The organism is Hymenobacter terrenus (assembly GCF_000972495.1).
Classification (GTDB): domain Bacteria; phylum Bacteroidota; class Bacteroidia; order Cytophagales; family Hymenobacteraceae; genus Hymenobacter; species Hymenobacter terrenus.
Window position 1 is genome coordinate 303,806 of record NZ_LATM01000003.1, and the last position, 26,260, is coordinate 330,065.

The window sequence follows — 26,260 nt, forward strand, 5'->3', positions numbered from 1 at the left end:
AGGACTTCATGAAAAGTGTCTGCTCCTAGCTTCGTTACTCTCGCGACGAAGCTAGGAGCAGACACTTTTCATGAAGTCCTAAGTGCCGTTTACGCTCAGGTTTGCCGCTACTGCCCTTTCGTTACCAAGGATGCCGCCGCGTCATCCAAAAACCAATGCAGCTCGCCAGCGGGCGCAATCAACTGCGCGGGAAACTCGTCCACGTTCCTGGCGTCGTGTAGTATGTGATACACGGCGGTGGCTTTATCGGCGCCGTATACTAGGAAGGCGACGGCTTGCGCCTGGTTGATTAGTGGGGCGGTCAGGGTGATGCGGTAGGCTTGCTTTTCTTCTACGAAAACCTCGCGGGCGCCCGCGCTGGCGTCGTGCAGCACGGGGGTGTGGGGAAAGAGCGAAGCCGTGTGGGAGTTGTCGCCGAGGCCCAGCAGCACCAGGTCAAAGCGTGCTTCGCCGGGAGCAAAGAAGGCTTGGATGGTTTGGGTATATGCTCGGGCGGCCTCAGCGGGCGGTAGGGAAGTATCAACGGCGAACACCTGGGATGGCGTTATTTGCAGTGGCTCCAGCAAGGCAAGGTTGGCCATGCGGTAGTTGCTGTCCGCATCGGTAGGGGGCACGTTACGCTCATCGCCGAAGAAGAAGTACACCTGTGCCCAAGCCACCTTATTCCGGTAGGCCGGAGAAGCCAGCAGCTCGTACAGCTTCTTGGGGGAATTGCCGCCCGAAAGCGCGACCGAAAACCGGCCATGGTCCGCAATGGCCTGGCTGGCCTGGCCGACGAAGTACTGGGCCAAACGGTCCAGTACTTCGTCGGGAGTGGCGAAAATATGCAGGAGCATAATGCTATTTCTTTCCGTTGAGCGGGAGCGTGAACCAATGGAAGCCGTCGCGGGCAATCAGCGCTTCGGCTACTTCCGGGCCCCAGGAATCGGCCGAGTAGTTGGGGAAGTTCTGGCTGGCCCGGTTCTGCCAGGAGGTGAGGATGGGCATGATGAGGTCCCAGGCCGCTTCCACTTGGTCGCCGCGCATAAACAGGGTCTGGTCGCCCTCCATGGTGTCGAGCAGCAGGGTTTCGTAGGCTTCCGGGGCCTCGCTGGTGTAGGTGCCTTTGTAGTCGAACACCATGTCCACGGTGTTGAGCATCATGTCGAGGCCGGGGCGTTTGGCCTGCAGCTGGAGGCGGATGCTCATTTCCGGTTGAATGCTGATAACCAGACGGTTTTGCTGCCAGTTTTCGCCGGTTTCAGCCGGAAATATGGAGTGGGGAGCGTCCTTAAACTGAATGGTGATGATGGACGCCGAGCGGTGCAGGCGCTTGCCGGTGCGCAGGTAAAACGGCACGCCCTGCCAGCGCCAGTTATCCACAAAAAACTTCACAGCCGCGAAGGTTTCGGTGTTGGAAGTGGGGTTAGCGTCGGCTTCTTCGCGGTAACCAGGCACCTGCTTGCCTTCCATCCAGCCTGAGCCGTATTGCCCGCGCACGGCCAGCTCGCGCACATCTTCCGGCGTAAACCGGCGCATGGCGCGCAGCACGTCCACCTTGCGGTTGCGCACTTCATCGGCCGTGAAATTGACCGGCGGCTCCATGGCCACCAAGCACAGGAGCTGCAGCAGGTGGTTCTGAATCATGTCGCGCAGGGCACCGGCACCATCGTAGTAGCCGCTGCGGTCGCCCACGCCCAGCTGCTCGGTCACCGAAATCTGCACGTGCTCGATGTAGTTGCGGTTCCAGAGCGGTTCCAGCAGCGCGTTGGCGAAGCGGAAAGCCATGATGTTCTGCACCGTTTCCTTGCCCAGGTAGTGGTCGATGCGGTAAATCTGGCGCTCGTGAAAAATCTGGCCCAGCAGCCGGTTTAGCTCCCGCGACGACTCCAGGTCGTGGCCGAAGGGCTTCTCGATGACGATGCGCGTGCGGTCGGTGTCGTCCGCCAGGTTACTTTGGGCCAGGTTTGAGGCGATGATGGGGAAGAAATCAGGAGATACGGCCAAGTAATAGATGACGTTAGCCGGCGTTTTCCATTCCTGCTCGTAGGCTTTGATGCGCTTGCCAAATTCCTGGTAGGAGGCCGCCTCTTTCACGTCGGCCATCTGGTACACCACGTGCTCGCTGAACTTGCTCCACTGGTCTTTCGCGGCTTTGCCGGTGCGCGAAAACTGGTTGATGCCATCCAGGAGCTTGGCGCGAAACTTTTCGTCCGACAGCGCCGTGCGGCCCGTGCCGATAATGGCAAACTGTTCGGGCAGCCAGCCGTCCAGAAACAAATTATACAGCGCGGGGGCCAGCTTGCGGGCATTCAAATCCCCGGTGCCCCCGAAAATAACGAAGACGGTGGGCTGATTTTTTTTGGTGGAGCTCATGCGAAAGGTTGGAAAGCGGGGGTTGCCTTAATTTTTTAAAGCGAAAATGTTAGACATAAAAGGTGGGCCGGCAGGTCGTATGACAACCTAACCGCACCCCTTTCTACGGCCTACTTGTTGGGAATTACGGGCTGCTCGCTTTTGTTTTCCGGTCCTTCCTGCGTGTCTTGCTTGTTAGCCGCGTCCTCGTGCGCGGGGGTCCACTGCGTGTGGAAAACGCCTTCGTGGCCAATCAGCTCGTAGGTGTGCGCTCCAAAATAGTCGCGCTGGGCCTGAATGAGGTTTGAGGGCATGCGGGCGGTGCGGAGCGTGTCGAAATAGCTCAGTGAAGTGGCATAGGCCGGCACCGCCAGGCCAGCCGCAACGGCGGCGGCTACTACTGTCCGTGCGCCCGGCACGGCTTGGGTCACCAGGTCGCGCACCCGCTCATCGAGCAGTAAGTGTTCGAGCTGCGGAGCTTGCTGGAAGGCGTTGAAAATATCGTTGAGGAAGCTGGAGCGGATGATGCAGCCGCCGCGCCAGATTTTGGCAATTTCGGCCAGCTGCAACCCATAAGAATATTCCTTGGAAGCCTTCGCCAGCAGCTGCATGCCCTGCGCGTAGGTGATAACCATGTTGAAGAAAAAGGCCTGCTCCAGGCTAGTGAGGAAGGCTGCGTGTTCTACAGCCAGTGGGGTGGGGGCCGGACCGTAGAGGGTGGCCAGCTGTTCGCGCAGGACCTTATATTTCGACAAGTCGCGCAGGGCCACGGCCGTGTCAATAGTTGGGACGGGCAGCTCTAAATCCATGGCTACCTGCGACGTCCACTTGCCCGTGCCCTTGGAGCGGGCCTCGTCCTTGATGTCGTCCAGGAGGAGGTGGTCGGTGTTGGGCGCCTGGAAAGCGAAAATGTCCTTGGTGATGTCGAGCAGGAAGGATTGCAGGCGGCCGTTGTTCCACTGCGTGAATACCTGGCCAATGGCGGCATTGTCGAGGCCCAGGCCGTTTTTCAGCAGGCCATAGGTTTCGGCAATGAGCTGCATCAGGCCGTACTCGATGCCGTTGTGCACCATTTTCACGAAGTGGCCTGCCGCGCCGGGACCGATGTAGGTCACGCAGGGCTCGCCCTCAACGCGGGCCGCGATGGCTTCAAACATCGGCTGCACTACCTGGTAGGCCTCTTTGTCGCCGCCAGGCATCATGCTCGGGCCAAAGCGGGCGCCTTCTTCCCCGCCCGAAACGCCCATGCCGAAGAAGTGAAACCCGGCTGCTTCCAGCGCCGCGGCGCGACGGTCGGTGTCGGTAAAGTGCGAGTTGCCACCGTCGATGATGATGTCGCCGGGCGCGAGCAGCGGCCGCAGCTCCTCAATCACGCTGTCGACAATCTTGCCGGCGGGCACCAGCATCATGATGGACCGCGGCGTATGCAGGCTGTCCACAAATTCGGGCAAAGTCGAAAAGCCCTGAACGGGTTTGCCGGCGCCTTCTTCGGCCAGCAAACTCACTTTACTGGCATCTTTATCGTAGCCGGCCACGGCAAAATCGTGGTCGGCGAGGTTCAGCAGCAGGTTGCGGCCCATGGTGCCGAGGCCAATCATGCCGAAGGAGAAGGTGGTGGGCGTTGCGCTCATTACGGGTTGTTTTCGGGGTTATTTTTTTAAGATGTCAGAGGCAAAAGGAGGTGCTCAGTCAGCAAAACCTCCGGGGTTGACGGATGGCGCTTGAAAATGTCGTACGCAGGCTCGGGTTATCTAACGCGACGCCCCGCCAGCTGCTGGCAAAAGCATTGCTTCGCGGTCGAAATAACGGAGAAAATCAGCGCCCGGCTCTTCCGCCGCCATATCCGGGCATAAACTGGGCAAATGCCGGAAGGTTATACGGCCGAGCTTCAGCTCTGGCTACCCGTTATGGCTCAATGGCTTCATCAACATCGGCTGGGGGTGGGGGTGGGATTATGACTTGGCGCAACTTGCTCATGGCCAGTAAGCACAGAGCTACTGAGCCGGAAACCCGAATGTTACCGGCCTGAATTTGGGCCTCGACCTGGTTGAGGGGCACCTTCACTACCTCAATTTCCTCGGTTTCGTCGAGGTCTTGGGCGGCAACTTGCTGTGCGTTGCGGGCCAGGAAGAAGTAAATGGTGTTGGTGTCCTTGGTGGGGTTGTCGATGACGGACTGGAGCAGCTCGATTTCGTCGGAAGTGTGGCCGGTTTCCTCTAGCAGCTCGCGTTTGGCGGCTTCGAGCGGCAGGGTTTCGCCTTCGTCCATAATGCCGCCCGGCAGCTCCAGTAGAATCTGGCCGGCGGCGTGCTTGTACTGGCGCACAAAGAGAACTTCGTCGGTGGTGGTGAGGGCAAAAATCAGTACTACGTTGGGGCGCACGCTCACAAAATAGTCGTCGAGCACTCGGCCATTGGGCAGTGTCACATGGTCGCGCCGCAGCTTATACCACTTGTGGTCGAAGACCAGCTCAGAGCGAAGCGTCTTCCAGGGTTTGATTTCTTTGGGCATGGATGGGGGGAGGGCCAGGCCCGCAAGATACGGGGCCGGGCAAGCGGAGCCGGCTTCAGACGTGTGCGCCGTCGGGCAGCTAGGCGCCCGAGAGCATGTAGTCATTTTTAGCCCGCTACTTTTTTCTGAAGCTCGCGCTGCCAATCCAGCGCCAAAGCCGATAGGTATTCCGACGGGTTCTACTGCTGGGCTTAGCGCAGCGGCTCATCGGGCTAGTTATCTATCCGGTGTAGGAGTAGTAATTTGCGCACTCAGGCCCGTCCAGCCCGTTCGAAATCACTTGCCTCCGTCTATGACTCGCTCCTTTGTTAAGCTAGCTACTTGCGCTGTTGCGCTGAGTACCGCCGTGCCACCCGCCCCGCAACCGCTGGCTCTCACCATTCAAAATAAGCTAGGGCTTGACCGTCAAGCCGAAACAATCAGTATTCCGGCCGCCCGTATTAGTACATTGCTTCAAGCCTATGGCCCCGGCGGCGTGCTGGTAAAGGACGGCCAGACCGGCAAATTTATCGTTAGTCAAGCCGTCGACAACGATGGCAACGGCACCGTTGATGAACTGCTGTTTCAGACTAATATTAAGGCCAATGCGAGTCAGAAGTTTACGGTGGTTGGGCTGAAAGATGGAGCGCTTCAGCAACCCAAAAGCGAGCACACTACCTTCTCCCGCCTAGTGCCCGAGCGCATCGACGACTACGCTTGGGAAAATGACCGGGTGGCCTTCCGCACCTACGGCCCCAAGGCCCAACAACTCACCGAATCCGGCTCGAAAGACGGCACCCTCACCAGCGGCATGGATTGCTGGTTGAAGCGCGTCAGCTACCCCGTCATCGACAAATGGTACGCCGGTAACTTAAAGGAAGCGAGCTACTACCACAAAGACCACGGCGAGGGCTACGACCCTTATCACGTGGGCGCCAGCCGCGGCTTTGCCGGTGTCGGCGTGTGGGAGGGCGATTCGCTGTACGTTTCCAAAAACTTCGTGACCTACAAGACGTTGGCCAGCGGACCCATTCGCACCCGATTTGAGCTGACCTATGCCCCCTGGAACGCCAACGGACGGACCGTCACGGAGAAGAAAATCATCAGCCTCGACCTGGGCAGCAACCTGACGCGGTTCGAGGAACGGTTGTCGAGCGACAAACCCCTCCCCAACCTCACCATTGGCACCACGCTGCACGCGGACCCCAAAGGCGTGCCGGGCGAAGTAAAAGGCGAGCCCAAACAAGGTTGGTTTCGCTACTGGGAACCCATTGATGACTCTTTTGTGGGCACGGGCATTGTGCTGATGTCCAGTCAGGTACAGGGCTGGAAAGACCGGCGCACCAACGCCAAGGACCAAAGCCACCTGCTGGTGATGACCAGCCCAAGCAACGGTGCGCTGACCTACTACGCTGGCTTCGGCTGGACTAAAAGCAATCAATTCAAAACCGCGGCCGAATGGGACCAGTATCTGGCCCAGTATGCCCAGCGCCTGGCTTCGCCGTTGGTAGTAAGCTTCGGCGGCAAATAGCGGCCTGCGGCTTGGCCGTGGCGCAAAGCAGAACCTTTGTGCTACGGCCAGATACCACTCATATCCCTGCGCTATTCCCTCCTGCCACTGCTGCTGGCTAGCTCGAAGAGCTGGTCAGCGAGACAACCCACACCATATGAACAACTTTTTGCACAACGAAACACTCTGGGGCCTCGACTTGGGCGGTACTAAAATCGAGGGCGTTATTCTGAAATCAGTCCACGAGCCCGAAGTATTGTTTCGCGACCGGGTGCCCACCGGCGCCGACCAAGGCTACGAGCACGTTCTGGGCCAGATTAAGAAGTTGGTCGACCACATGGAAGCATCGGTGGGCTACCAAGCCCCAGCTATTGGGCTAGCCACGCCGGGCACGCTGGTGCCGCGCACCGGCCTGCTCAAAAATAGCAACGCCACCTGCCTCAACGGCCAGCCCATGAAAGCGGATTTGGAAAAAATACTCGGCGTGCGCGTAGAAATGGCCAACGATGCCAACTGCTTTGCCTTGGCCGAAACCCAGCTGGGCGTGGTAAAACAACAGTTTCCCAAAGCCCGGGTGGTATTCGGCATCATCCTGGGTACGGGCGTGGGCGGTGGGCTGGTGGTAAATGGCCAGGCGCTGGACGGCTTCCACGGCCTGGCCGGCGAGTGGGGACATAACTACCTCAACGAGGCCGACGGCTCGCCCTGCTTCTGCGGCAAAACCGGCTGCAACGAAAGCATTCTGGCTGGCCCTTCGCTGCAACGCTACTATGCCAAGCACGCCGGGGAGTCCCGCTCGCTGCCCGACATCGTGGCGCGGGCCGAAGCCGGTACCGACCCCGTAGCTGAACAAACCCTGCAGCGCCTGACTACTTATTTCGGCCTGGCTCTGAGCGCAATCGTGAATATCATCGACCCTGACGTCATCGTTATTGGGGGTGGTGTGGGCAACATCAACCGCCTCTACACCGAAGGTGTGAGCAAAGTAGCGACAAACGTATTTGACCACGTCTTCGAGACGCCCGTGGTGAAGCCAAGCCTGGGCGACAGCGCAGGAGTATTTGGAGCCGCCTATCTGGTGGCCTGAGCCCGGCGCCCACAATGGTTTACCAAGTCATATTCGGGCCGTAGAGACGCGATACTCCGCGTCTTCTCGTTGAACGGCTACCTCCGCTGCGTCTACTAAGCAAGCAGATCGAAAGGTCAGCGATGCGAATAAGGAGACGCCTGAATCAGCTCAAATTGCGACAAAGCCGCGTCGTGGCTATTCCGCAACTTGAACTGAGCGGTTCAGAAGTTGCTGTCCAAGTCGTTCGGCTCCCCTCTCCTTGGGAAAGGGTCCCGTTCGCGTCATATAAGAGCCCTCATGCCGAGCGGAGCCGCACGCATGAGGGCTTTTTCTGAAAGCTTTTCCTTGAATCAACCCAAACTGCGCGCGATGCCCATTTCCAGGCCGCGCAGCTCAGCCAAGCCGCGCAGGCGGCCGATGGCGGAGTAGCCGGGATTGGTCTTTTTGTGCAGGTCGTCGAGCATCTGGTGGCCATGGTCGGGACGCATGGGCAGGCTGACTTGGCGCTGCCGCATGGTTGCAATTAGCTCGCGCATCACGGCGTACATGTCCACGTCGCCTTCGAGGTGGTTGTCCTCGAAGAAGTCCCCGTTCTCGTTGCGGCGCGTGCTGCGCAGGTGGATGAAATGAATGCGGTCGGCAAACTGACGCACCATGGCGGGCAGGTCATTATCCGGCCGCACGCCGAAGGAGCCGGTGCAAAAGCACAGGCCATTAGCAGGTGAAGGCACGGCCGCCGCCAGCGCGGCCACATCGGCGGCGGTGCTTACCACGCGGGGCAGGCCCAGAATCGGGTAGGGCGGGTCGTCGGGGTGGATGGCTAGCTGTATCCCAACCTCTTCCGCCACCGGCACCACCTGCTGGAGGAAGTAAACCAAGTGCTGGCGCAGCCGGTCTGCATCGACGCCTTGGTACGCGTCCAGCGCCTGCTGAAACTGCTGGAGGGTGAAGCTTTCTTCGCTGCCGGGTAGGCCGGCAATGATGTTGCGTTGCAGCTGTAGCCGCTCGGCTTCGCTCATGCCCGCGTGGCGCTGACGGGCGCTGGCCAGGTGCTCGGGCGAGTAGTCTTGCTCAGAGCCGGGGCGTTGTAGAAGCAGCACGTCGAATGCTACGAAGGCCGCCATTTCGAAGCGTAGTGCTTTGGAGCCGTCTTCCACTTCGTAGCTCAGGTCGGTCCGTGTCCAGTCGAGCACGGGCATGAAATTGTAGGTAACTACTTTGATGCCCGAGACTGCGAGGTTGCGCAATGACTGCTGGTAGTTGCGAATGTATGTTTCGAAGCCGGGCAGCTGAGTTTTAATGGCTTCGTGCACCGGCACGCTTTCCACCACCTCCCAGGTCAGGCCAGCTTGCGCAATTTCTTGTTGGCGGCGCTGAATTTCTGCCGTGGTCCACACCTCGCCGTTGGGTATGTGGTGTAGGGCCGTAACCACGCCGGTGCAGCCGGCCTGCCGGATGTCAGCCAGGCTGACAGGGTCGGAGGGGCCAAACCAGCGCATGGTTTGCGTCAGGCGAAAACCGAGGGGTTTTTCCATATTAGTCACTATATCAGACCCCACCGAAGACGGAAAAGCCGCCATCCACGCAAATCATGGAGCCGGTGACGAACTGCGAGGCGTCGCTCAGCAGCCAGACGAGGGCGCCCTTCAGCTCATCAGGGTGGCCGAAACGCTTGAACGGTGTTTGCTTAATAACCAACTGCCCGCGCTCGGTGAAGCTGCCGTCGGGGGTGGTCAATAGCGCGCGGTTTTGCTCGGTGAGGAAGAAGCCGGGCGCCAGCGCGTTCATGCGAATTTTGTCGCCGTAGCGGTTGGCCATTTCCACCGCGAACCACTGCGTGTAGTAGTCCACGGCGGCCTTGCCCATGTTGTAGCCCAGCACCCGGGTCACGGCGCGTTTCGAGTTCATGGAAGAGATATTGACGATGCTGCCCCGGCCGGAAGCAGCCAGCGCCTGCCCGAAAACCTGGGTGGGCAAAACTGTGCCCCACAGGTTCAGCTCCATCACGCGCTTCATGCCGGCAAGGTTCATGTCGAACACGTCACCGTCGGGCAGTAGCACGCCGTCGGGGCCGTTGCCACCGGCGGCGTTTACCAGGCCGTCGAGGCGGCCAAAAGCATTCAGAACTTCCTGGCGGGCGGCAACCAGCTGGGTTTCTTCCATCACATCGGCCACCAGGGCCAGAGCCCTGCCGCCACAGGAGTTGATGGCCGTAGCGCGGGCGTGGGCTACTTCCGCGTTGCGCCCTAGAATGCCAACCGCCCCCCCAGCCTCGGCCACGGCGTCGATGAAGGCGCCGCCCAGAATGCCAGTACCGCCGGTCACGACGATGACTTTATCTTGTAATGAGAAGTTTTCAGCCATAAGTAAGTTCGGGAAGTTGAGAGGAAAGCCGTGTTGCGCTGTACCATTTATTGTCGCGCCAGGCGGCAGTTGAAATGCGGGGAATACAAGTGGGCGAAAATAGACTAAAGTGACGGCGCGGGCGCAAAGTCTACTATCAGTACCAGAATTAACATGCCGAATCTTCGGGCTGCAACCAGGAGCTAAGTGGAAGATTACACGAACATTGCCAGTCGCTTGGCCCCGCGCCGAGCCAGGTGGCGATGCTGGGAATGCCGGCAAAGAAAGGGATAGGATAACGGGTATCGGAGCGGTAGCGCGAACTTTGTCGTCCGCGGCCCCGACCGACCCTTCCGGGGCGTTGTCGCAAACAATAAAGCGCGCTGCACGAGCCGCGAGCCACCTATTTTTCGGTAGGGTAGGAGGGTTTACCTTCAAACTCTACCCTTCTTTGTGAACAGACTCTTTAATCTCCTTAACCTTACCCACCACCATGACCCAACGCTTTGCCTGTAGTCCTCGCGAGACTGCTACGATGAATACCGCCCAGTTGCGGGAGCATTTTTTGATTGAACAGCTGTTCGTAGACGGCGAAATTACGCTGACTTACAGCCACTACGACCGCCTGGTGGTGGGTGGAGTGGTTCCGCAAAGCCAAGGGCTGCCGCTGCCCTGCCCCGAATCCCTAAAAGCCGATTACTTCCTGGAGCGCCGCGAGCTCGGCATTCTGAACGTAGGCAGCGCAGGCCAGGTAGCGGTGGACGGCACTGTGTACGAACTCGGCAACCAAGATTGCCTCTATGTGGGCAAGGGCAGCCGCGACGTACACTTCAGCGGCGAAGGGGCGCGCTACTACCTGCTCTCAGCGCCGGCGCATCATACCCACCCCACCACGCTGCGCACCCGGGCCCAGGCCACGCCCGTGGAAATGGGGGCCTCTGAAACGGCTAATGAGCGCACGATCTACAAGTACATCTACCAGGAGGGCATCCAAAGCTGCCAACTAGTGATGGGCCTCACGCAGCTAAAGCCCGGCTCGGTGTGGAACACCATGCCCAGCCACACCCACGACCGCCGCATGGAGGCCTATCTCTACTTCAACCTGCCCCCCGGCCAGCGGGTGCTCCACCTGATGGGCGAGCCGCAGGAAACCCGCCCATTGTGGGTCGCCAACGAACAAGCCATCGTCTCGCCGCCGTGGTCCATTCATTCGGGTTGTGGCACCACTGCCTACGCCTTCGTCTGGGGTATGGCCGGCGAAAACCGCGAATACACCGACATGGACCCGGTGGCCATTCACGAGCTTCGATAAAAAGCTGCCAGGGCCTCTAAATGGCAGCATGAAAAGCGCCATTCCAACCCTGGAATGGCGCTTTTTATATTGTAGTTAGCCAATCGACTGCTGCGGCCGGCCAGCCTGGATGTGCTCGGCGTAGATGCGTCCAAATTCGGCGGTGGCGGCTAGTACTGGCAGGGCCTGCCGGCCGAGTGGAGTGAGATGGTATTCTACCCGGGGCGGCACTTCGCCATGGTTGGTGCGCACCAATAGTTCAGCATTAGCCAGCTGTTTGAGTTCCTGCACCAACACCTTCTCGCTGATGTCGGGTAGCAGCCGGTACAACTCGCCAAAGCGCAGCGGGCCGCCTACCAGCTGATTCAGCACGAGAAGGCTCCATTTACCGCCGAGCATTTCAAGGGTGGTACGGATAGGGCAGGAAGGAGTGATGCCCGAAGGAAAAGTATGCATGCTTACCTGGAGGTGGGTACCGCACAGTTGGGACGGTTTTGCAAGATAAATAACTTTGAACATTCGAGGCTTCGATGGGTGCTGCGCTTCCAGTAAGGAGCCGCTTTTCGCTTGTTGCTGCCGACGGACTCCCACGCAAGCACCGGTGCTCGTTTCTGCTTTTTCCCCTGATTCCGACAGCCAGCTGAACTTGGCCGAAGCAACCGAGCAGCTGCTGCGGAGCCAGAACGTCGTAACCATGCTCCGGCTCATCTACAACTACCAGAGTGGCCCCGACCCCGAGCTACAAGCCGCGCTCAGCGCCTATGTAGAAGGCGCTCTCCTGGCGCCGGCTCTGAAGGCCCGTTGCCTGGCGCTTTTGCACGGCAGTATTCTGGCGCAGTCCTCATCTGTCAACCTCTAGGGGCATGCTAAGAGCGCTGGCTCTACATGCCCACCGTAACCACTCCTCATAACCATGCCCGCCGACCATAGTCAACTCACCATCGCGCTATTTGGCGCTTCTGGCAAAACCGGCCAGCAGTTTCTCACTCAAGCCCTCAAGAAGGGCTATCAAGTCAACGCGCTGGTACGCACCCCGGTGAAGCTGACGGCCAGCAGTCCACAACTGAAAGTGCTTGCCGGCGATGTGCTCAATCCCTCCGATGTGGCGCGTACCGTGCAGGGCAGCCACGTGGTCGTAAGCCTCTTCGGCCAGGTGAAGGGCTCGCCCAAGCAGTTGCAAACCGACGGTACTCGCAACATCGTGGCGGCCATGCGCGCCCACGGCGTGCCCAAAGTTATTAGCCTATCAGGCGGCGGGCTCCCCGACGAGCACGACCAGCCCAAGTTTGCTGACAAGCTCATTCGCGGCATCATGAAGCTCGTGGTGCCCCACATCCTCACCGATGCTGCCGGCCACGCTCAGGTGCTGCGCCAGAGCGGCCTCGACTGGCGGATAGTGCGCGGCCCGCGGCTCACCGACCAGCCCTACACGGGCCGCTACCGGGTGGGCTGGGTCGGCATCAATGCCAGCACCTCCATCGGTCGTGCCGACCTGGCGGAGTTCATTTTACGGCAGGTAGAGTCAGACGAGTTCAGTGGCCAGATGCCGTTTGTGAGCTATTAATCAGCTAATGTTTCGCGCTCGTAACAAAGATGGTTAAGTCAAGCAAGTCCGGAGCCGCTTCACTGCGGGAATAATTAACTCAGGTTGCAGCCAAGCCTCAGCAGCGGGGCTTGGCCGCAACCTGAGCTAGCTGCTCAAAGCTGTGGGAATCAGTGATGGCAGCGGGCGAGCATCTGGTCAATGCTTCGTAGCCGGTGAGCTGCACTATTTTCCCAATGAGCATAGATAGAAGAGATTAGGGGGAAGAAGCAGAGGACGGCCACCCGTGCCAAAGTCAGCCCCGGCTATCCTGCCGCGAGCAGCGCCGGGTGCTGGCGTAGGTAGAGGATGGCTTCGCGCACCGATTGTTCGACGCATCGGGGGGCAAAGCCTAGCTCATACCGGGCCTTGCTGATGTCGTAGTCCCGGCGCAGTCCCCAGAGCATGTCTACGAGCGAAGTTTGTAGCAGCGGTGCCTTGCCAGCCAGCCGGCTACTCGTTTCCATGAACCAAGCTATGCCGCGGAGCAGTGGGCGGGGTGGGCGGGGGGGCACTTTGAGGTGCTGCTCGGGAAATAGACGGTTGAGCAGCTCCAGGGTTTCGCGCATGCTGGTGCCTTTTTCCTGCGCCAGCACGTAGCGCTCGCCGGCCCGCCCCCGGGAGCTGGCCGCTACGGCCGCCTGGGCCACATCTTTGACATCTACCCAGTTGAGGTAAATATTAGGGTCGATGGGCATCTTGCCCTGGTAGATATTGGCCAGAATCTGGTACGACTCGTTCAGCGCAAAGTTTTCGCCGCCAATCATCGTGGCCGGCAAGATGCTCACCAACTCTAGCCCCAGGCTGGCGGCCAGCTGCATCGCCATTTCGTCGGAGTCGTTTTTGGAGTTGTAGTACACGTTGCGCCGGTCGGTGTTATAGCCGCAGGCTTCCGTGGTGGGCAGACAGGAGTAGTTGAGCGCGGCGGTGGACGAGACGTACACCACGCGCCGTACGCCGGCGGCGGCGGCGGCTTCCAGTAGCAGCCAGGTGCCGGCCATGTTCACGTCGTAGATTTCTTTTTGGGGATTCTTAGCCCAGAACTTAAACGCGGCTGCCACAGCATATACTGTATCTACGCCGCGCATGGCGGCTTGGAGTTGCTTCGGATTGAGGATGTCGAGAGCGACCCGCTCACAATTGAGGCCGGCAAAGGGGGCGTGGTTACGAAGATTGCGAACACCAGCGCGGACCGGGATGTGCTGCCGTAGCAGCTCGCGCACAATGTTGTTTCCGAGGTGGCCGTTGGCCCCCGTCACTAGGGCTAGAGGTGAAATTTGCATGGGCTTGGGCTATCAGTTGGTAGAAAAAGTACCCAAAGAAATACCGTGGAGTATAGTCCACGGTCAAGTGTTTTTCTTAATTATTTCTTCAGAACCTATCTCTTAAGCGATGAAAAGGCAGTTTTTATTTTCTTCACTTGTGGTCTGAAGAATCATTTCAACGGAGGCATCCAGTGCCTGTAATACCTTCACTAGTGCAAAAGTAATACTTCACCCTTCCATCTTACCGCATGCGGCCAGGGTAGTGAAGCTATTGAGTACAGTGGAGGTGTGAGCGAGACCTGCAAATCTTCGGGGCAAATGAGATATCACCCCGGCGCTCAAGCTGCTCTTATTCTTCTCGGACGTAGTCATCAACCAAGCGCTGGCATTCGTCCAGCAGGGCCGTGAGGTGGGCGTCCGTGGTAAACGGATTCATGAGTGAGACGCGCAGGTACAGCTGGCCGCGCAGCGTAGTCTGGACAATGTAGAACCGACCCGCTTCCACAAGCTGCTGGCGGATGCGTGCGTTCAGCTCTGCCGTCTGGGCCGGGGTGCGGCCTGCGTCCACGTAGCGGAAGCAGACGATGTTGCTCTCTGGCTCCACGGCCAATTCGAAGCCGGGCCGGCCGCAAACCTGCGCCGCAAAGCGCCGCGCCAGGCCGTAAAGCACGTCTACATTGTCAGCAAAGACGCCCTCGCCGTAGGTGCGCAGCACGGTGTAAATGGCCACGCTCATCATCCGTTTGGTGCATTCAAACGTCCGCTTCCCCGAATTGAACCAGTCGGGCGCCGTGGCATCGGCCCACAGGTATTGCGCTTTTTGCTGAAACGTGCGAAAGGCGTCGGCGTCTCGCCGGTAGAGCACGGCCGTTATCAAAGCCGGCGTCATCATCATTTTATGAAAATCGACCACCACCGAATCGGCCCGCTCGATACCGCTTACGAGCGGCCGGTAGGTGTCCGACAAGGCCGCCGCCCCGCCGTGTGCCCCGTCGGCGTGAAACCAAAGCCCGTGTTGCTCGCAGAAGTCGGCAATGGCCATCAGGTCGTCGTAGGAGCCGGTGGAGGTGGAACAGGCGCTGCCGATAACGGCAAACACGGTCAGGCCGGCCGCCCGTGCCTGAGCCAGGGCGGGCTCCAGCAGCTCCGTGCGCATCTGAAACCGGTCGTTGGTCGGGATTTTGATGAGTCCCTCGGTGCCCAGGCCCATGATGCGGACGGCCCGGTCGGCGCAGTAGTGGGCTTCTTCCGACACGAGGATGGCCAGCCGGCTCGTGGTGCCGACTTCCCACACATCGGCGGGCGCGGCCGCGGCGCGGGCCGTCAGCAGGGCCGTGAGGGTGCCCAGGGTGCCGCCAGAGGTTAGTAGGCCGCCGGCCGTGGCACCCAGCCCAAGCTTGCGGGCCAGCCACTGCGTCGTCAGGCGTTCAAGGGCGTTGGCACTCATGCCCATTTCGTACACGGCCTGGCCTTGGTTGAGCACGCCCGCGAGCAAGCCGGTGAGGGCTGCCAACGGCAATGGCGGCGCCACTTGGTGCCCCATAAAGCCCGGGTGATGCACGTGAATAGACCGTTGCACCAGTTCAGCAAACAGTGGCAATAGGTCAGTAATTGGTGGCTGGTTGAAATCGGCTTGCCAATGAGCCAGCTGGTCGGCTGGGTCGTGGTAGGTCAGGATGGGGTCCGTACCCGCCTGGGCGCGCTCCAGGTGGTCGGCCAATAAGTCGACCAAGGCATGACCCTGCTGCCGAAAAGCAGCAGCAGAGTAGGCGTTAGCGAGAAGTTCACTCATGATGTTAAATTTTTCCTCAAAGCAACGAGCTAGATTTGATGCCTAGAAATGCTTATTTATGATGAACTGATAACTGAATCACATCAGTTGCCTGATTAGTTTACTGACGTTCGTTCTACAATGAACAGTGCTTAGTCCGTTCCAGCTGTCATGCTCACGAAGCCGCTATGGTAGGCTTCAGGAGCCAGTCCCGGTACAGGGCTAATATGGGTTGAATCGGGGCCAGGTCTTCCGGCTTCGTGGCTGTGGTTTCGGTTAAAGACATGCCCACTACATGGTGCACTTCCAGCAAGTGGCGCAGCAATTGGGCAATGTCTTCGGCTAGGTATCCGCCCGCCACGGGGCATTGGAGGTCCGGAAACTGTTGGGGATTGAGCACGTCTAAATCCAGGTGGATGTAGATGTTCCGGGCCTTGGCGCGTGCCAGAAGCGGGGCCAGGTGCTCGGCCAACGGAGACCCCGTCGCTAGCACGGGGATGGCGTGGTCGGCAATGTAGCGGTCCTCCGCCGGGTCCGTATCGCGCAAGCCAACGAAGACCACCTGCTGGCTCGTCAGGGGACTTTCTGCGCGAAAAGCCGTTGCGGGAAACTGCCCGTCCAGCAACAAGCGTAGCGGCATCCCGTGAAAATGGCCGCTCGGCGAGGACTCCGGCGTGTTCAGATCAGCGTGAGCATCCAGCCAGAGCACCAGCAAGTCGCCCTCGTACCGCTGATTGAGGTAGCTGATGGGGGCAATTTCGGCCGCACAGTCGCCGGCTACCAGCAGGAGCCGAGCGGGTTGTTGCTGTTCGAGTATGGTTTGGGCCTTGCCCAGCTGGGTGAGCAAGGGCTGGTAGCCACTGATGCCGAAGCAAGTTGTCAGGGGCTCGTCCGATAAGGGGATGGTAATGGGCTGAGCCTCGGAGAAGGCAGCCCGGAGCGTTTCGGCGCCGGTTTGGATGGCATTGGTCAGGCCGCATCCCTGCCATTGGGGGAAGTACAGGAAAGTTGGTCGGTTATCGTTCATGAGGCAAATCGAAAAGCTGGTGAGAGCAAGCCGGTGGCTCGTTTCAGTAAATGAAAAATGTCCCCATGGGCTTTTGTTTGACATCCTAAAAAATAACCCGACCTTTTTTCAGATAGTAGTTTTGGACCAAACTTTCGGCCAAGCCAGCAATGGATCTGCACACCCTCAAGCACTTTCTGGCCCTAGCCGATACGCTCAATTACCGGCGGACGGCCGAAGCTGTGTTCATCGCCCAGCCCGCCCTGAGCCGGCAGATTCAGCAGCTGGAGAGTGAAATCGGGGCTCAGCTCTTTCTCCGCGACAAGCGCAACGTGGCCCTGACGCCCGCCGGCGTATTCCTGCGGCAGGAAGCCGGCCGACTGATTGAGCAATTGGAGGAAGCGTTCCGGCGCGCGGGCCAGATTCACCGGGGCGAAGCGGGCGAGATTCGCATTGGCCACGCCAGCTCGGCTATGCATTCTATTCTGCCCCGCCTGCTGGTCGGCCTACGAGAAAAGACTCCAAACTTGCGCGTGCTGCTGATGGAGACAACCAATCGATTTCAATTGCAAGCCTTGCAAAACCGGACCATCGACGTCGGCTTTTCGCCCAACATCACCTCTCCGCCGGGCGTCAGCAGCCGGGTGGTGTACGAGGAAAACCTGGTGGTCGTCCTGCCGGCTCACCATCCGGTGAGTGCCGATACATTCACGGATTTATCGGTTTTCGCCCACGACGCCTTCATTCTGCCGCCCCTGGCCGAGGGCAGCGGCTACGTCGAAATCATCCACGCCCTGTGCCAGCAGTACGGCTTTCTGCCGCGCACGGCCTACGAGTCAGCGTATTCCGGTACCGTATTGCGGCTGGTGGAGGCGGGCATGGGCATCAGCATCGAGCCCGCGTCGGCTCTGCGCGGGCAAGACTTGCCCCTCAAAACCATTGAGCTAAGCAACGTGCCCCAAAAAGCCGAGATGCGCATGCTCTGGCTGACCGAGCGGACGGCGGAGCTGCAACCGTTTTTCGACTTCGTAGACCGGCTGCTGTGAGGTAAATTCCTGTTAGTCTCATTGAAGCCGCAACTTGAAGCTTGCCAAGTTGCGCAGCTCAGTGCTTCATGTGCATGCCCTGGCTGCCGGTTTTGCCCAGTTGGTCGAGGGCGGCGCGGAAGCCCGCGGCCAACTGCGCGGCCGGTCCACGGCCGTAGTAGTGGAGGAACATCATGCGTGGCTGGTCGAAGAGCATGTGGTTGTGCACGGCTACCACTTCCAGGTTGTGGGCCCGCAGCGTTTTGATGACTGGGTTCACCTCGGCTTCGAGCATGGCAATGTCGCCGGCAATGTGGGCGTCGGCCTGCCGGCCGGCAAAGGCGGCCCAGGAATTCAGGCCGATGGCGGCTGTCATTTCCGTGCCCATCATGAGGGATTGCACGTCGGCCCGGCCCACGGTGTACTTGTAGGTCGGGCCATTGACCACGCCCTGGTAGCCCACCAGCTTATCGAGGGCCGGCAAGTCGAATAGCTCCTTGCTGGTGGGGGCGGCGGTGCTCGGTGTGGCAGTGTTGCCGGTTGGTGCCGTGGGGGTGGCCGCGGGCGGCTGGTTGGCCGGCAGCAGCTTGGAGTTTTTGAGCGTAGCGGCAAACTTCTTCGCCAATTCTTCCGGCGTGCCCATGCCGTGAATATGCATGTAGAAGATGCGCGGCTCTTCGTAGAAAAAGTGATTGTGGACGGCCCCGATTTCCAGCCCATTGGCCAGCGCCGCCGACATCAGCGGGTTCACTTCCTCCTGTAGCAGCACGGTGTCGCTCATGAGCATGGCCGCCTTACCGTCGAGCGTGTGCTTGATGGCTACCCAGCCACCAAACCCAAACGAAATCGGCACGGCTTCACCCTTGATGGTCACCTTCAAATCGTTGCGGGGCAGGGGCGTGGTGTGGGTGGCCTGCGCTTCCACGTAAGTGCCCTTCTTGCCCATGGCCGCCTCAATGGCCGCGATTTCGGCGGGCGTCAGGGCCGGGGTCTTGCCGGCTACGGGTATCGCGGCACTGGCTCTGGTGGGCAGCGTGCCGAGCAAAACGGGGGTGGTGGCCAGGGCGGCGGTCTTGAGCCAGTCGCGGCGAGAGAAGCGGGAATCGGTCATGAGGTAATGTAAGAGCAAGCAAAAAAGTCCAGGAAGTAGCAGATTACTATACAAAAGGCGCCAGCAGATAGGCCAGCAGGCCGGCTCCCGCGCTTACCCCAATCCAGAGAATCATGTTCACCTTAAAGCGGTAGAGCGCGACCAGCGACACCAGCAGCCAGGCGAGACTGGGCCAATGTAGCCCCGTTGCGTCGAGGTGGCCTGATGGGAAAAGCACCGCCCGGCCCAGGTACACGGCCAGGTTGAGCACTACGCCCACCACGGCCGCCGTGATGATGCCGAGCACCGCTTTCAGGCAGGCGTTGTGCTGGGTGCGCTCAATCAGCGGGGCCCCCACCAGGATGAAGACGAAGCTCGGCAGAAAAGTATAGTAGGTGGTCGTTAGCAGGCCCAGCGTGCCGAAGGCCAGCGAGCTGCCGAAGTGAGTGTAGCCGCCCATGAAGCCCACAAAGGCCAGCACCATGATGAGCGGCCCCGGCGTGGTTTCGCCCAGGGCCAAGCCGTCGAGCATCTGCCCCTGCGTGAGCCAATGCAGCTTGGCCACGCTTACCTGCGCCACGTAGGGCAGCACGGCATAGGCCCCGCCAAAAGTGACCAAGGCCGCCTGGGTAAAGAACGCGCTCAAGCCCCGCCAGAAGTCAAAATCCGGGCTCACGGCCGCGAATACGGCCAGCGGCACTCCCCACAGCACTCCAGCCGCCACCACCTGCCGCAGCAGGCGTGCCGCCGAAAACCCCGTGCCCGCCACTACCGACCGGGTGGTGAGAAAGTAGCCTTCCTCGGCCTGCGCGGCCCGGGCCTGGGTAGCGGCCGTAGCCGTCGGCACTGGGAAAAACCGCCGGGCCAGCAGGGCCACGGCCGCCGCCCCCAGAATGAGCAGCGGGAAGGGCACGTTCAGCCAAAAAATTCCGATGAAGCTGGCTACCGCCACCGCGTAGTGCAGCAGGCTAAGCAAGGACTTCTGCCCAATTTTGACCATGGCCAGAATAATGATGGCGACCACCGCCGGTTTCAAGCCTATGAATACTCCTTGCAAGGCGGGCAGCGTGCCCACTGTTACGTACAGAAGGCTCAGCAGCAGCAGGATGAATACTGAGGGGAGCACGAAGAGCAGGCCGGCCGCGAGGCCGCCGCGGGTGCCATGTAGCAGCCAGCCAATGTAGGTGGCCAGCTGCTGAGCCTCGGGGCCGGGCAGCAGCATGCAGTAGTTGAGCGCGTGCAAAAACTTGGCGTCCGAAATCCAGCGCTTCTCCTCCACCAGCACCGTGTGCATGATGGCAATCTGGCCGGCGGGGCCGCCGAAGCTGATGAAGCCGAGCTTGAGCCAGAAACGCAGGGCTTCGGCAAACGCGGGTTTGGGAATGGGAGTGAGGGTGGTATTGGACATGGCAGGGGGCCGGGCCCTTTGGCGGGCCGGGCTTAATTGGCTGCAATGGTACGCGGCGGCAGGCCGCGAAAATAGAACAGCCTTTTCCCCTGGTATAATCTTTACGTCGGCCGCTGCTGCTTGCGGTGAGCCGAGGGACTTTGGCCGGTGTGCTGCTTAAAAATGCGGGTGAAGTGGCTTTGGTCCGAAAAACCGGTGAGGTAGGCAATTTCCGCCAGCGAGTACCGCGTGGTATCGAGCAGATGCAGCGCCTTCTCGATGCGCAGTTTGCGGATGTACTCGCCAAAGGAGAGGTTGTCAAAATGGCGCGCAAATTCCCGCGACAGGTAGGTCGGATTTACCTGCACGGTGTCGGCCACGTCGGTCAGGCGCAGGCTCAGGTTGGTATCGAGGTGGTCCTGAATAAGCTCGCGCAGCTGGGTGGCCCAGGCCGGCGGGGGCGTGCCGCGGTCCTTCGTCCGTTGCAGGTAGGCGGTGTAAACCTGCACCAGAAGCTGCTCCTCCGGCTGTTGGGTGTGGGGCTGGTCTTGTAGGTGCCGGGCCCAGGTATAGAGGGCGTCGTAGAGCACCAGGCCCTGCCGTAGCAGCTGCTGGTCGTCGGGAATGTTGTGCGCCAGTCCGGCCGATATTGCCCACAGCCCCGCCGCCTGCTGAGCCAGGGCGTGGTTGTCGGTATCGGCACCCCGGATGATGGGCGCCATCGCCAACAGGGCCGGGTCGGAGAGGGCGTACTTCTTCAGGAAGTAATCGAAGGTGCATTCCGGGCCGTAGTGCGAGAACTCCACGTTGGGCACGTCGAAGGGAGTGGCGCCGGTACGCTCGGCCGTGGGCACTACCTCGGCAGCGGGCACATACAGGATTTCGGCGGCGGGGTCGATGAACCGCATAATCAGCCAGGGACAGGCTAGGCGGTCAATTTTGGGACGTTCGCGGGTGACCCACTGCATGATAAATCCGATGATAAGCCCCGCGTACCAAATCGGCTGCGGGAATAAGTTTAGAATGCTTTTTCAGAGCTCGGTACGCGCTACCATGCCGGCTAGCAAAACTGGCTGTAAAGAAAGCGGGAACCATAAAAAAAGCTGAAGTGATATTGGCAACCGAGAAATATCCATCCGTCACTCCGACAATCGGGCTGGCTTGGCAGCGGCAGATTTGCCCTTGGCCATAAAGAAAGCGCAGTACAAAGAGTGCTTTACCTTTGCCAGCCTATGTTCCGTCTGCCGCCCACTACCATTTGCCTCACCACGACGACCTTAGACCTTACTGGTTGTTTTCCTGAATCCGTTGCTGGTACCAAGGCCGCGCGGGCAGCAATGCACCTACAGCACCACGAGGCCGGGAAATACCTTCACCTGCCGGCCATGACGCAGGCTCCTCACCACTACGAAGAGCCCGTCGGCCACTCGCCCGCCTTGGCGCGGCACTTGTCCAAATCCCACCAACATCACCGGGCTTGCACCAGCGAAGATGAGCCGCCGCTGACTCCTTGGTTCGCTGCTCATCTGAATAGTCCACGCTCGCCAAGGTCTGCACCGGAACGGTTCCGTCATGCCCGGTGCGGACTTTTTGCATGCTGACGTTGGCTCCGTTCTTTGTTGCCAGCTTACTGCCCTCACCGTTTAGCAGCCTATGCTCGACCGCATCATTCACTTTTCGATTGGGCATAAGCTGCTCATTGGCCTGCTCACCCTGGCCCTGATTGCTTGGGGCTGCTACTCGATGGCTTACCTGCCCATTGATGCCGTGCCCGACATCACCAACAATCAGGTGCAGGTCATTACCCAAACCCCTTCCCTCGGCGCGCCCGACGTGGAACGGCTGGTGACTTTCCCCGTCGAGCAGGCGCTGGCTACCATCCCCGACGTGCAGGAAGTTCGCTCTTTCTCCCGCTTCGGCCTCTCGGTGGTCACCCTTGTTTTTCCCGACGAGACGGACGTGTACTGGGCCCGCAACCAGGTCACGGAGCGCCTGAAGAATGCCGAGCAGCAGATTCCGCCCGGCACTGGCTCCCCCGAGCTGGCGCCCATCACCACGGGTCTGGGCGAGATTTACCAGTATGTGCTGCAAGCAAAAAAGGGCTACGAGCACCGATATTCGACCACCGAGCTGCGCACCATGCAGGACTGGCTGGTGCGTCGGCAGCTGCTCGGCACGCCCGGCGTGGCCGACGTGAGCAGCTTCGGCGGCTACGTGAAGCAGTACGAAGTAGCCCTTGACCCCGAGCGCCTGCGCAGTCTCAATGTGACGGTGGCCGATGTATTTAACGCCGTGGAGCGCAACAACCAAAACACCGGTGGGGCCTACATCGACAAGAATCCGGCCGCCTATTTCATTCGCACCGAAGGGCTGGCCGGCTCGCTCGAAGACGTGGGCCGCATGGTGGTGCGCGCTCCTACCAGCGCTACCGGTGTGCCCGTGCTGGTGCGCGATGTGGCCGATGTGCGCTACGGCCACTCCGTGCGCTACGGCCTGCTGACCCGCAATCAGGAAGGCGAAGCGGTGGGCGCGCTGGTGCTCATGCTCAAGGGCGCCAACTCGTCGGCCGTCATTAAAGCCGTGAAGCAGCGCATGGCCACCATCCAGAAAACCCTGCCCGAAGGCGTGGTTATTGCCCCTTTCCTGGACCGCACCAAGCTCGTAGACCAGGCCATTGGCACGGTGACCAAGAACCTGGCCGAAGGCGCGCTGATTGTGATTTTCGTGCTAGTGCTGTTCCTGGGCAACTGGCGGGCCGGCTTGGTGGTGGCCTCGGTCATTCCGCTGGCCATGTTTTTTGCCTTGGGTATGATGTGCCTGTTTGGCGTGTCGGGCAACCTGCTCAGCCTCGGTGCCATCGACTTTGGGCTGATTGTGGATGGCGCCGTAATCATCGTCGAAGCCATTGTGCATAGGCTTGCCGGGACCGCCCCCAGGGCCTCATCAGTGCTCAACCAGACCGAAATGGACGGCGAAGTGTACCAGGCGGCCAGCAAAATCCGCTCCTCGGCCGCCTTTGGCGAGGTCATCATCCTCATCGTGTACCTGCCGCTGCTGGCCCTGGGCGGCATTGAGGGAAAAATGTTCCGGCCCATGGCCCAAACCGTGGGCTTCGCCATACTGGGCGCCTTCATCCTCTCCCTCACCTACGTGCCCATGATGGCGGCGCTGACGCTGAGCCGACAAACAGCCCGGCAGAGCTTCTCCGACCGTATTCTTGGCAGGCTCTCCCGGCGCTACCAGCGCGTAGTCGCTTGGTCGCTAGAGGCCAAAATGCTGATTCTCGGCCTTGCCCTGGCGCTGCTGGTGGGCACGGTGCTGCTGTTTCGCACGTTGGGCGGTGAGTTTATTCCTACGTTGGAAGAGGGCGACTTTGCTGTGGAAACCCGCGTGCTGCCCGGTTCGTCCATCACTTACACCGCCGAAAAAGCCCAGCAAGCAGCCGCATTGCTGCTTCGGCATTTCCCCGAAGTCAAGGAAGTGGTGGCCAAAGTGGGCTCTTCCGAGATTCCCATCGACCCTATGCCGCCCGAAGCCTGCGACCTGATTGTCGTGCTCAAGGACAAAAAGGACTGGACTTCGGCCGATAGTCGCGAAGGCTTGGCGGAAAAGATGTCGGCGCGGCTCAGTACCATTCCCGGCGTTAGCTTCGGCTTTCAGCAACCCATTCAAATGCGTTTCAATGAGCTGATTTCCGGTGCCAAACAGGACGTCGTAATCAAGATTTTTGGCGAGGACCTGCAGCAGCTTGATGACTATGCCGGCCGGGTGGGCCAGCTGGTGAGGGGCCTGCCCGGTGCCACCGACGTCTACGTGGAGCGCGCCACCGGGCAGGCCCAAATGGTAGCCCGGCTCGACCGCGACAAGCTGGCCCAGTACGGGCTGTCGGTCGACGAAGTGAACCGCACGGTGCAAACGGCCTTTGCCGGCCGGGTCGCGGGCCAGGTGTTTGAGAAGGAGCGGCGCTTCGATTTGGTGGTGCGCCTGCGGGAAAATTACCGCCAGGACATCAGCAACCTGCGTCAGCTCTTCGTGGCCACGCCCGACGGCCGCCAGATTCCGCTGGAGCAGGTAGCCAACGTTGCCCTGATTTCCGGCCCCAGCCAGATTCAGCGCGACGATGCCAAGCGGCGCATCGTGGTGGGCTTCAACGTGCGGGGCCGCGACGTGGAAAGCCTTGTTAGACAGGTGCAGCAGCGCATCGAGCAACGCCTGAAGTTTGCCCCCGGCTACCACCTGGCCTACGGCGGCCAGTTTGAAAACCTGCGGTCGGCCCGCGCCCGGCTTCTCATTGCCGTGCCCGTGGCCCTGCTGCTCATCTTCCTGCTGCTCTACGCTACTTTCAACTCAGTGAGCCAATCGGTTATGGTTTTTACCGCCATTCCGCTCTCGGCCATTGGGGGCGTGCTGGCGCTGTGGCTGCGCGGCATGCCGTTCAGCATCTCGGCCGGAGTGGGCTTCATTGCCCTGTTTGGCGTGGCCGTGCTCAACGGCATCGTCCTCATCGGTTACTTCAATCAGTTGAAAGCCGAAGGCCTGACCGACCTGCGCGCCCGCATCCTCGAAGGTACCCACATCCGCCTCCGCCCCGTGCTGATGACGGCGGCCGTGGCCTCGCTCGGCTTCCTGCCCATGGCCTTGTCTACCTCCGCCGGTGGCGAGGTGCAAAAGCCTCTGGCTACGGTGGTTATCGGCGGGTTGCTCACGGCCACCTTACTCACGCTGCTGGTGTTGCCAGTGCTCTATTACCTCGAAGAAACCTGGGCCGCCCGCCGCGCAGCCCCGGCCAAGCTCGGCGTAACCAGTGTTGCCTTGGTGGCGCTGTTCCTGTTGCCCGGTAGCGCCCAGGCCCAGCAGCCCGGCACCCCATCCGACGGAGCACTCACCGTTAGCCAGGCCGTTGATGCGGCCCTGATCCAAAGCGGTACCATCCTCGGGGCCGAGCAGCAGTTGGAGGCCCAGCAAGCCAGCGTGCGCGCCGCCCGCGACCTTGGGCGCACCACTGTGCAGGGCAGCTACGGGCAGTATAACTCTATTCATAACGACAATCTGTTCAGCATCACCCAGCCCGTGGCCTGGCCGGGCTACTACCGCACCCTCACGGCCCTGGCCAAAGCCCAGGTGGCCACTAAGGAGCAGCAGCTCAGCCTGGCCCGGGCCGACGTGCGCCGGCAGGTGCGCCTGCAATACGAGGCGGCCGTGCACGCCCGCCACCGCCTGCGCACCCTCCGCACGCAGGACAGTCTCTACACCGCCTTTGTGCGGGCCGCCCAGCTGCGTTTCCGCACCGGCGAAACGGCCCGTTTGGAAGTGGCCACAGCCGTAGTGCAGCAGGGCGAAACCCGCACCCGCCTTGCTCAGGCTCGCAGCGAATATCAGGTAGCGGTGCGGCAGCTGCAGGCCCTGCTCCAACGCCCCCAGCCCGTGGCCGTGGCTGATAGCACACTGACACCCCTGGCACCCAAAACCACCCTTACCGCCGGCGACACGGCCGCGCTGGCTCGCAGCCTGCTGGCGCGGGTGCTGCGACAGCAAGTAGCCGTGGCGCAGGCCGAAACCCGAGTTACCCGGGCTCAGGGCAAGCCGGGGCTAAGTGTGGGCTACTTCAACCAGTCGATTATTGGCCCCCAGGTTGTCGACGGTACTACCCGGACTTACGGGGCCGGCGACCGGTTTCAGGGGGTGCAGGCTACTGTGGCCGTGCCCCTCATTCAGGGGCCGCAACGGGCGCGAGTGCAGGCCGCCCGCCTCCAGGAAAAAGTAGCTCAGACTGGCCTCAGCCGCTATCAGGCCGAGCTAGCGGGCCGGGTAGATGAGCTGCTAATTCAGCGGGCCGAGCAGCAGCAGCGCATGGGGTTCTACGAGCAGACCGGCATGCCCCAGGCTGCCATTATCTCCCGCGTGGCCACCAAGTCTTTCAAAGCCGGCGAAACGGGCTACACCGAGTACCTGCTCAACCTGGACCGGGCCCTGCGCCTGCGCACCGACTACCTTGACGCGCTACTCCAGCACAATCAAACGGTTATTGAGCTCGACTACCTGCTCAGCCCCGGCGAGTAAGCCGGCCACTTCGTTTCTCCTTCTGCTATCCTTCCCG

At 60.5% G+C, this 26,260-nt stretch carries 22 protein-coding genes; 7 read left to right on the forward strand and 15 right to left on the reverse strand.

Annotated features, from left to right (window positions below; genetic code table 11):
- Positions 1–107 precede the first annotated feature (107 nt).
- From pgl to WX88_RS07810, 4 genes are all read right to left on the reverse strand, one after another.
- Positions 108–836, reverse strand: coding sequence for a 6-phosphogluconolactonase (pgl, locus tag WX88_RS07795; protein ID WP_046243746.1), 729 nt, complete (start codon positions 834–836; stop codon positions 108–110).
- Positions 837–840: 4 nt separating this feature from the next.
- Positions 841–2,355, reverse strand: coding sequence for a glucose-6-phosphate dehydrogenase (zwf, locus tag WX88_RS07800; protein WP_046243747.1), 1,515 nt, complete (start codon positions 2,353–2,355; stop codon positions 841–843).
- A gap of 110 nt (positions 2,356–2,465) precedes the next feature.
- Complete coding sequence (gene gndA / locus WX88_RS07805) at positions 2,466–3,965, reverse strand: NADP-dependent phosphogluconate dehydrogenase (protein WP_046243748.1); 1,500 nt, start codon at positions 3,963–3,965, stop codon at positions 2,466–2,468.
- A 274-nt stretch (positions 3,966–4,239) separates the two neighbouring features.
- Positions 4,240–4,845 (reverse strand): NUDIX hydrolase, encoded by a 606-nt coding sequence (locus tag WX88_RS07810; protein ID WP_046243749.1) that lies wholly within the window; start codon positions 4,843–4,845, stop codon positions 4,240–4,242.
- Positions 4,846–5,137: 292 nt separating this feature from the next.
- On the opposite strand from WX88_RS07810, the gene WX88_RS07815 reads away from it, so the two are divergent.
- Both WX88_RS07815 and WX88_RS07820 read left to right on the forward strand, forming a co-directional pair.
- Complete coding sequence (locus WX88_RS07815) at positions 5,138–6,355, forward strand: DUF4861 domain-containing protein (protein ID WP_052732464.1); 1,218 nt, start codon at positions 5,138–5,140, stop codon at positions 6,353–6,355.
- A gap of 136 nt (positions 6,356–6,491) precedes the next feature.
- Positions 6,492–7,421, forward strand: coding sequence for an ROK family protein (locus WX88_RS07820; RefSeq protein WP_046243750.1), 930 nt, complete (start codon positions 6,492–6,494; stop codon positions 7,419–7,421).
- Between the two features lie 332 nt (positions 7,422–7,753).
- Here the strand turns inward: WX88_RS07820 and uxuA are convergent, their stop codons facing one another.
- The gene (uxuA, locus tag WX88_RS07825; protein ID WP_197076710.1) at positions 7,754–8,938 is read right to left on the reverse strand and encodes a mannonate dehydratase; all 1,185 of its coding nucleotides are present in this window, start codon (positions 8,936–8,938) and stop codon (positions 7,754–7,756) included.
- Positions 8,939–8,951: 13 nt separating this feature from the next.
- On the reverse strand, positions 8,952–9,767 hold the full coding sequence (locus tag WX88_RS07830) for an SDR family oxidoreductase (protein WP_046243751.1): 816 nt from the start codon (positions 9,765–9,767) through the stop codon (positions 8,952–8,954).
- Positions 9,768–10,239: 472 nt separating this feature from the next.
- Between WX88_RS07830 and kduI the strand changes: the two genes are divergently transcribed.
- On the forward strand, positions 10,240–11,058 hold the full coding sequence (kduI, locus tag WX88_RS07835) for a 5-dehydro-4-deoxy-D-glucuronate isomerase (RefSeq protein WP_046243752.1): 819 nt from the start codon (positions 10,240–10,242) through the stop codon (positions 11,056–11,058).
- Positions 11,059–11,133: 75 nt separating this feature from the next.
- Here kduI and WX88_RS07840 read toward each other — a convergent pair whose 3' ends face one another.
- The gene (locus WX88_RS07840) at positions 11,134–11,493 is read right to left on the reverse strand and encodes a winged helix-turn-helix transcriptional regulator (RefSeq protein ID WP_046243753.1); all 360 of its coding nucleotides are present in this window, start codon (positions 11,491–11,493) and stop codon (positions 11,134–11,136) included.
- Positions 11,494–11,638: 145 nt separating this feature from the next.
- On the opposite strand from WX88_RS07840, the gene WX88_RS07845 reads away from it, so the two are divergent.
- Positions 11,639–11,896 (forward strand): hypothetical protein, encoded by a 258-nt coding sequence (locus WX88_RS07845; RefSeq protein ID WP_156176009.1) that lies wholly within the window; start codon positions 11,639–11,641, stop codon positions 11,894–11,896.
- Positions 11,897–11,950: 54 nt separating this feature from the next.
- Positions 11,951–12,601: an NAD(P)-dependent oxidoreductase gene (locus WX88_RS07850; protein WP_046243755.1), complete on the forward strand. Its 651-nt coding sequence runs from the start codon at positions 11,951–11,953 to the stop codon at positions 12,599–12,601.
- A gap of 97 nt (positions 12,602–12,698) precedes the next feature.
- Here the strand turns inward: WX88_RS07850 and WX88_RS31745 are convergent, their stop codons facing one another.
- From WX88_RS31745 to WX88_RS27375, 4 genes are all read right to left on the reverse strand, one after another.
- Positions 12,699–12,824, reverse strand: a complete 126-nt coding sequence (locus WX88_RS31745; protein WP_262489822.1) for a hypothetical protein — start codon at positions 12,822–12,824, stop codon at positions 12,699–12,701.
- A gap of 61 nt (positions 12,825–12,885) precedes the next feature.
- A complete protein-coding gene (locus tag WX88_RS07855; protein WP_046243756.1) occupies positions 12,886–13,902 on the reverse strand; it encodes an NAD-dependent epimerase/dehydratase family protein in 1,017 nt (338 codons plus the stop codon).
- A 331-nt stretch (positions 13,903–14,233) separates the two neighbouring features.
- Positions 14,234–15,676: a pyridoxal phosphate-dependent decarboxylase family protein gene (locus tag WX88_RS07860; protein ID WP_046243757.1), complete on the reverse strand. Its 1,443-nt coding sequence runs from the start codon at positions 15,674–15,676 to the stop codon at positions 14,234–14,236.
- A 154-nt stretch (positions 15,677–15,830) separates the two neighbouring features.
- The gene (locus tag WX88_RS27375; protein WP_052732465.1) at positions 15,831–16,682 is read right to left on the reverse strand and encodes an arginase family protein; all 852 of its coding nucleotides are present in this window, start codon (positions 16,680–16,682) and stop codon (positions 15,831–15,833) included.
- 149 nt (positions 16,683–16,831) lie between these two features.
- Here WX88_RS27375 and WX88_RS07870 point away from each other — a divergent pair, with 149 nt between their 5' ends.
- A complete protein-coding gene (locus WX88_RS07870) occupies positions 16,832–17,707 on the forward strand; it encodes a LysR substrate-binding domain-containing protein (RefSeq protein ID WP_046243758.1) in 876 nt (291 codons plus the stop codon).
- 58 nt (positions 17,708–17,765) lie between these two features.
- Here the strand turns inward: WX88_RS07870 and WX88_RS07875 are convergent, their stop codons facing one another.
- The 4 genes from WX88_RS07875 to WX88_RS29900 all read right to left on the reverse strand — a co-directional run bounded on the left by WX88_RS07875 (position 17,766) and on the right by WX88_RS29900 (position 21,689).
- Complete coding sequence (locus WX88_RS07875) at positions 17,766–18,797, reverse strand: DUF1259 domain-containing protein (RefSeq protein ID WP_046243759.1); 1,032 nt, start codon at positions 18,795–18,797, stop codon at positions 17,766–17,768.
- 46 nt (positions 18,798–18,843) lie between these two features.
- On the reverse strand, positions 18,844–20,184 hold the full coding sequence (gene chrA, locus WX88_RS07880; protein ID WP_046243760.1) for a chromate efflux transporter: 1,341 nt from the start codon (positions 20,182–20,184) through the stop codon (positions 18,844–18,846).
- 101 nt (positions 20,185–20,285) lie between these two features.
- Positions 20,286–21,131, reverse strand: coding sequence for a chromate resistance protein ChrB domain-containing protein (locus WX88_RS07885; protein ID WP_046243761.1), 846 nt, complete (start codon positions 21,129–21,131; stop codon positions 20,286–20,288).
- 375 nt (positions 21,132–21,506) lie between these two features.
- A complete protein-coding gene (locus WX88_RS29900) occupies positions 21,507–21,689 on the reverse strand; it encodes a hypothetical protein (RefSeq protein ID WP_156176010.1) in 183 nt (60 codons plus the stop codon).
- A 127-nt stretch (positions 21,690–21,816) separates the two neighbouring features.
- On the opposite strand from WX88_RS29900, the gene WX88_RS07890 reads away from it, so the two are divergent.
- Complete coding sequence (locus tag WX88_RS07890; RefSeq protein ID WP_046243762.1) at positions 21,817–26,223, forward strand: CusA/CzcA family heavy metal efflux RND transporter; 4,407 nt, start codon at positions 21,817–21,819, stop codon at positions 26,221–26,223.
- Positions 26,224–26,260 lie beyond the last annotated feature (37 nt).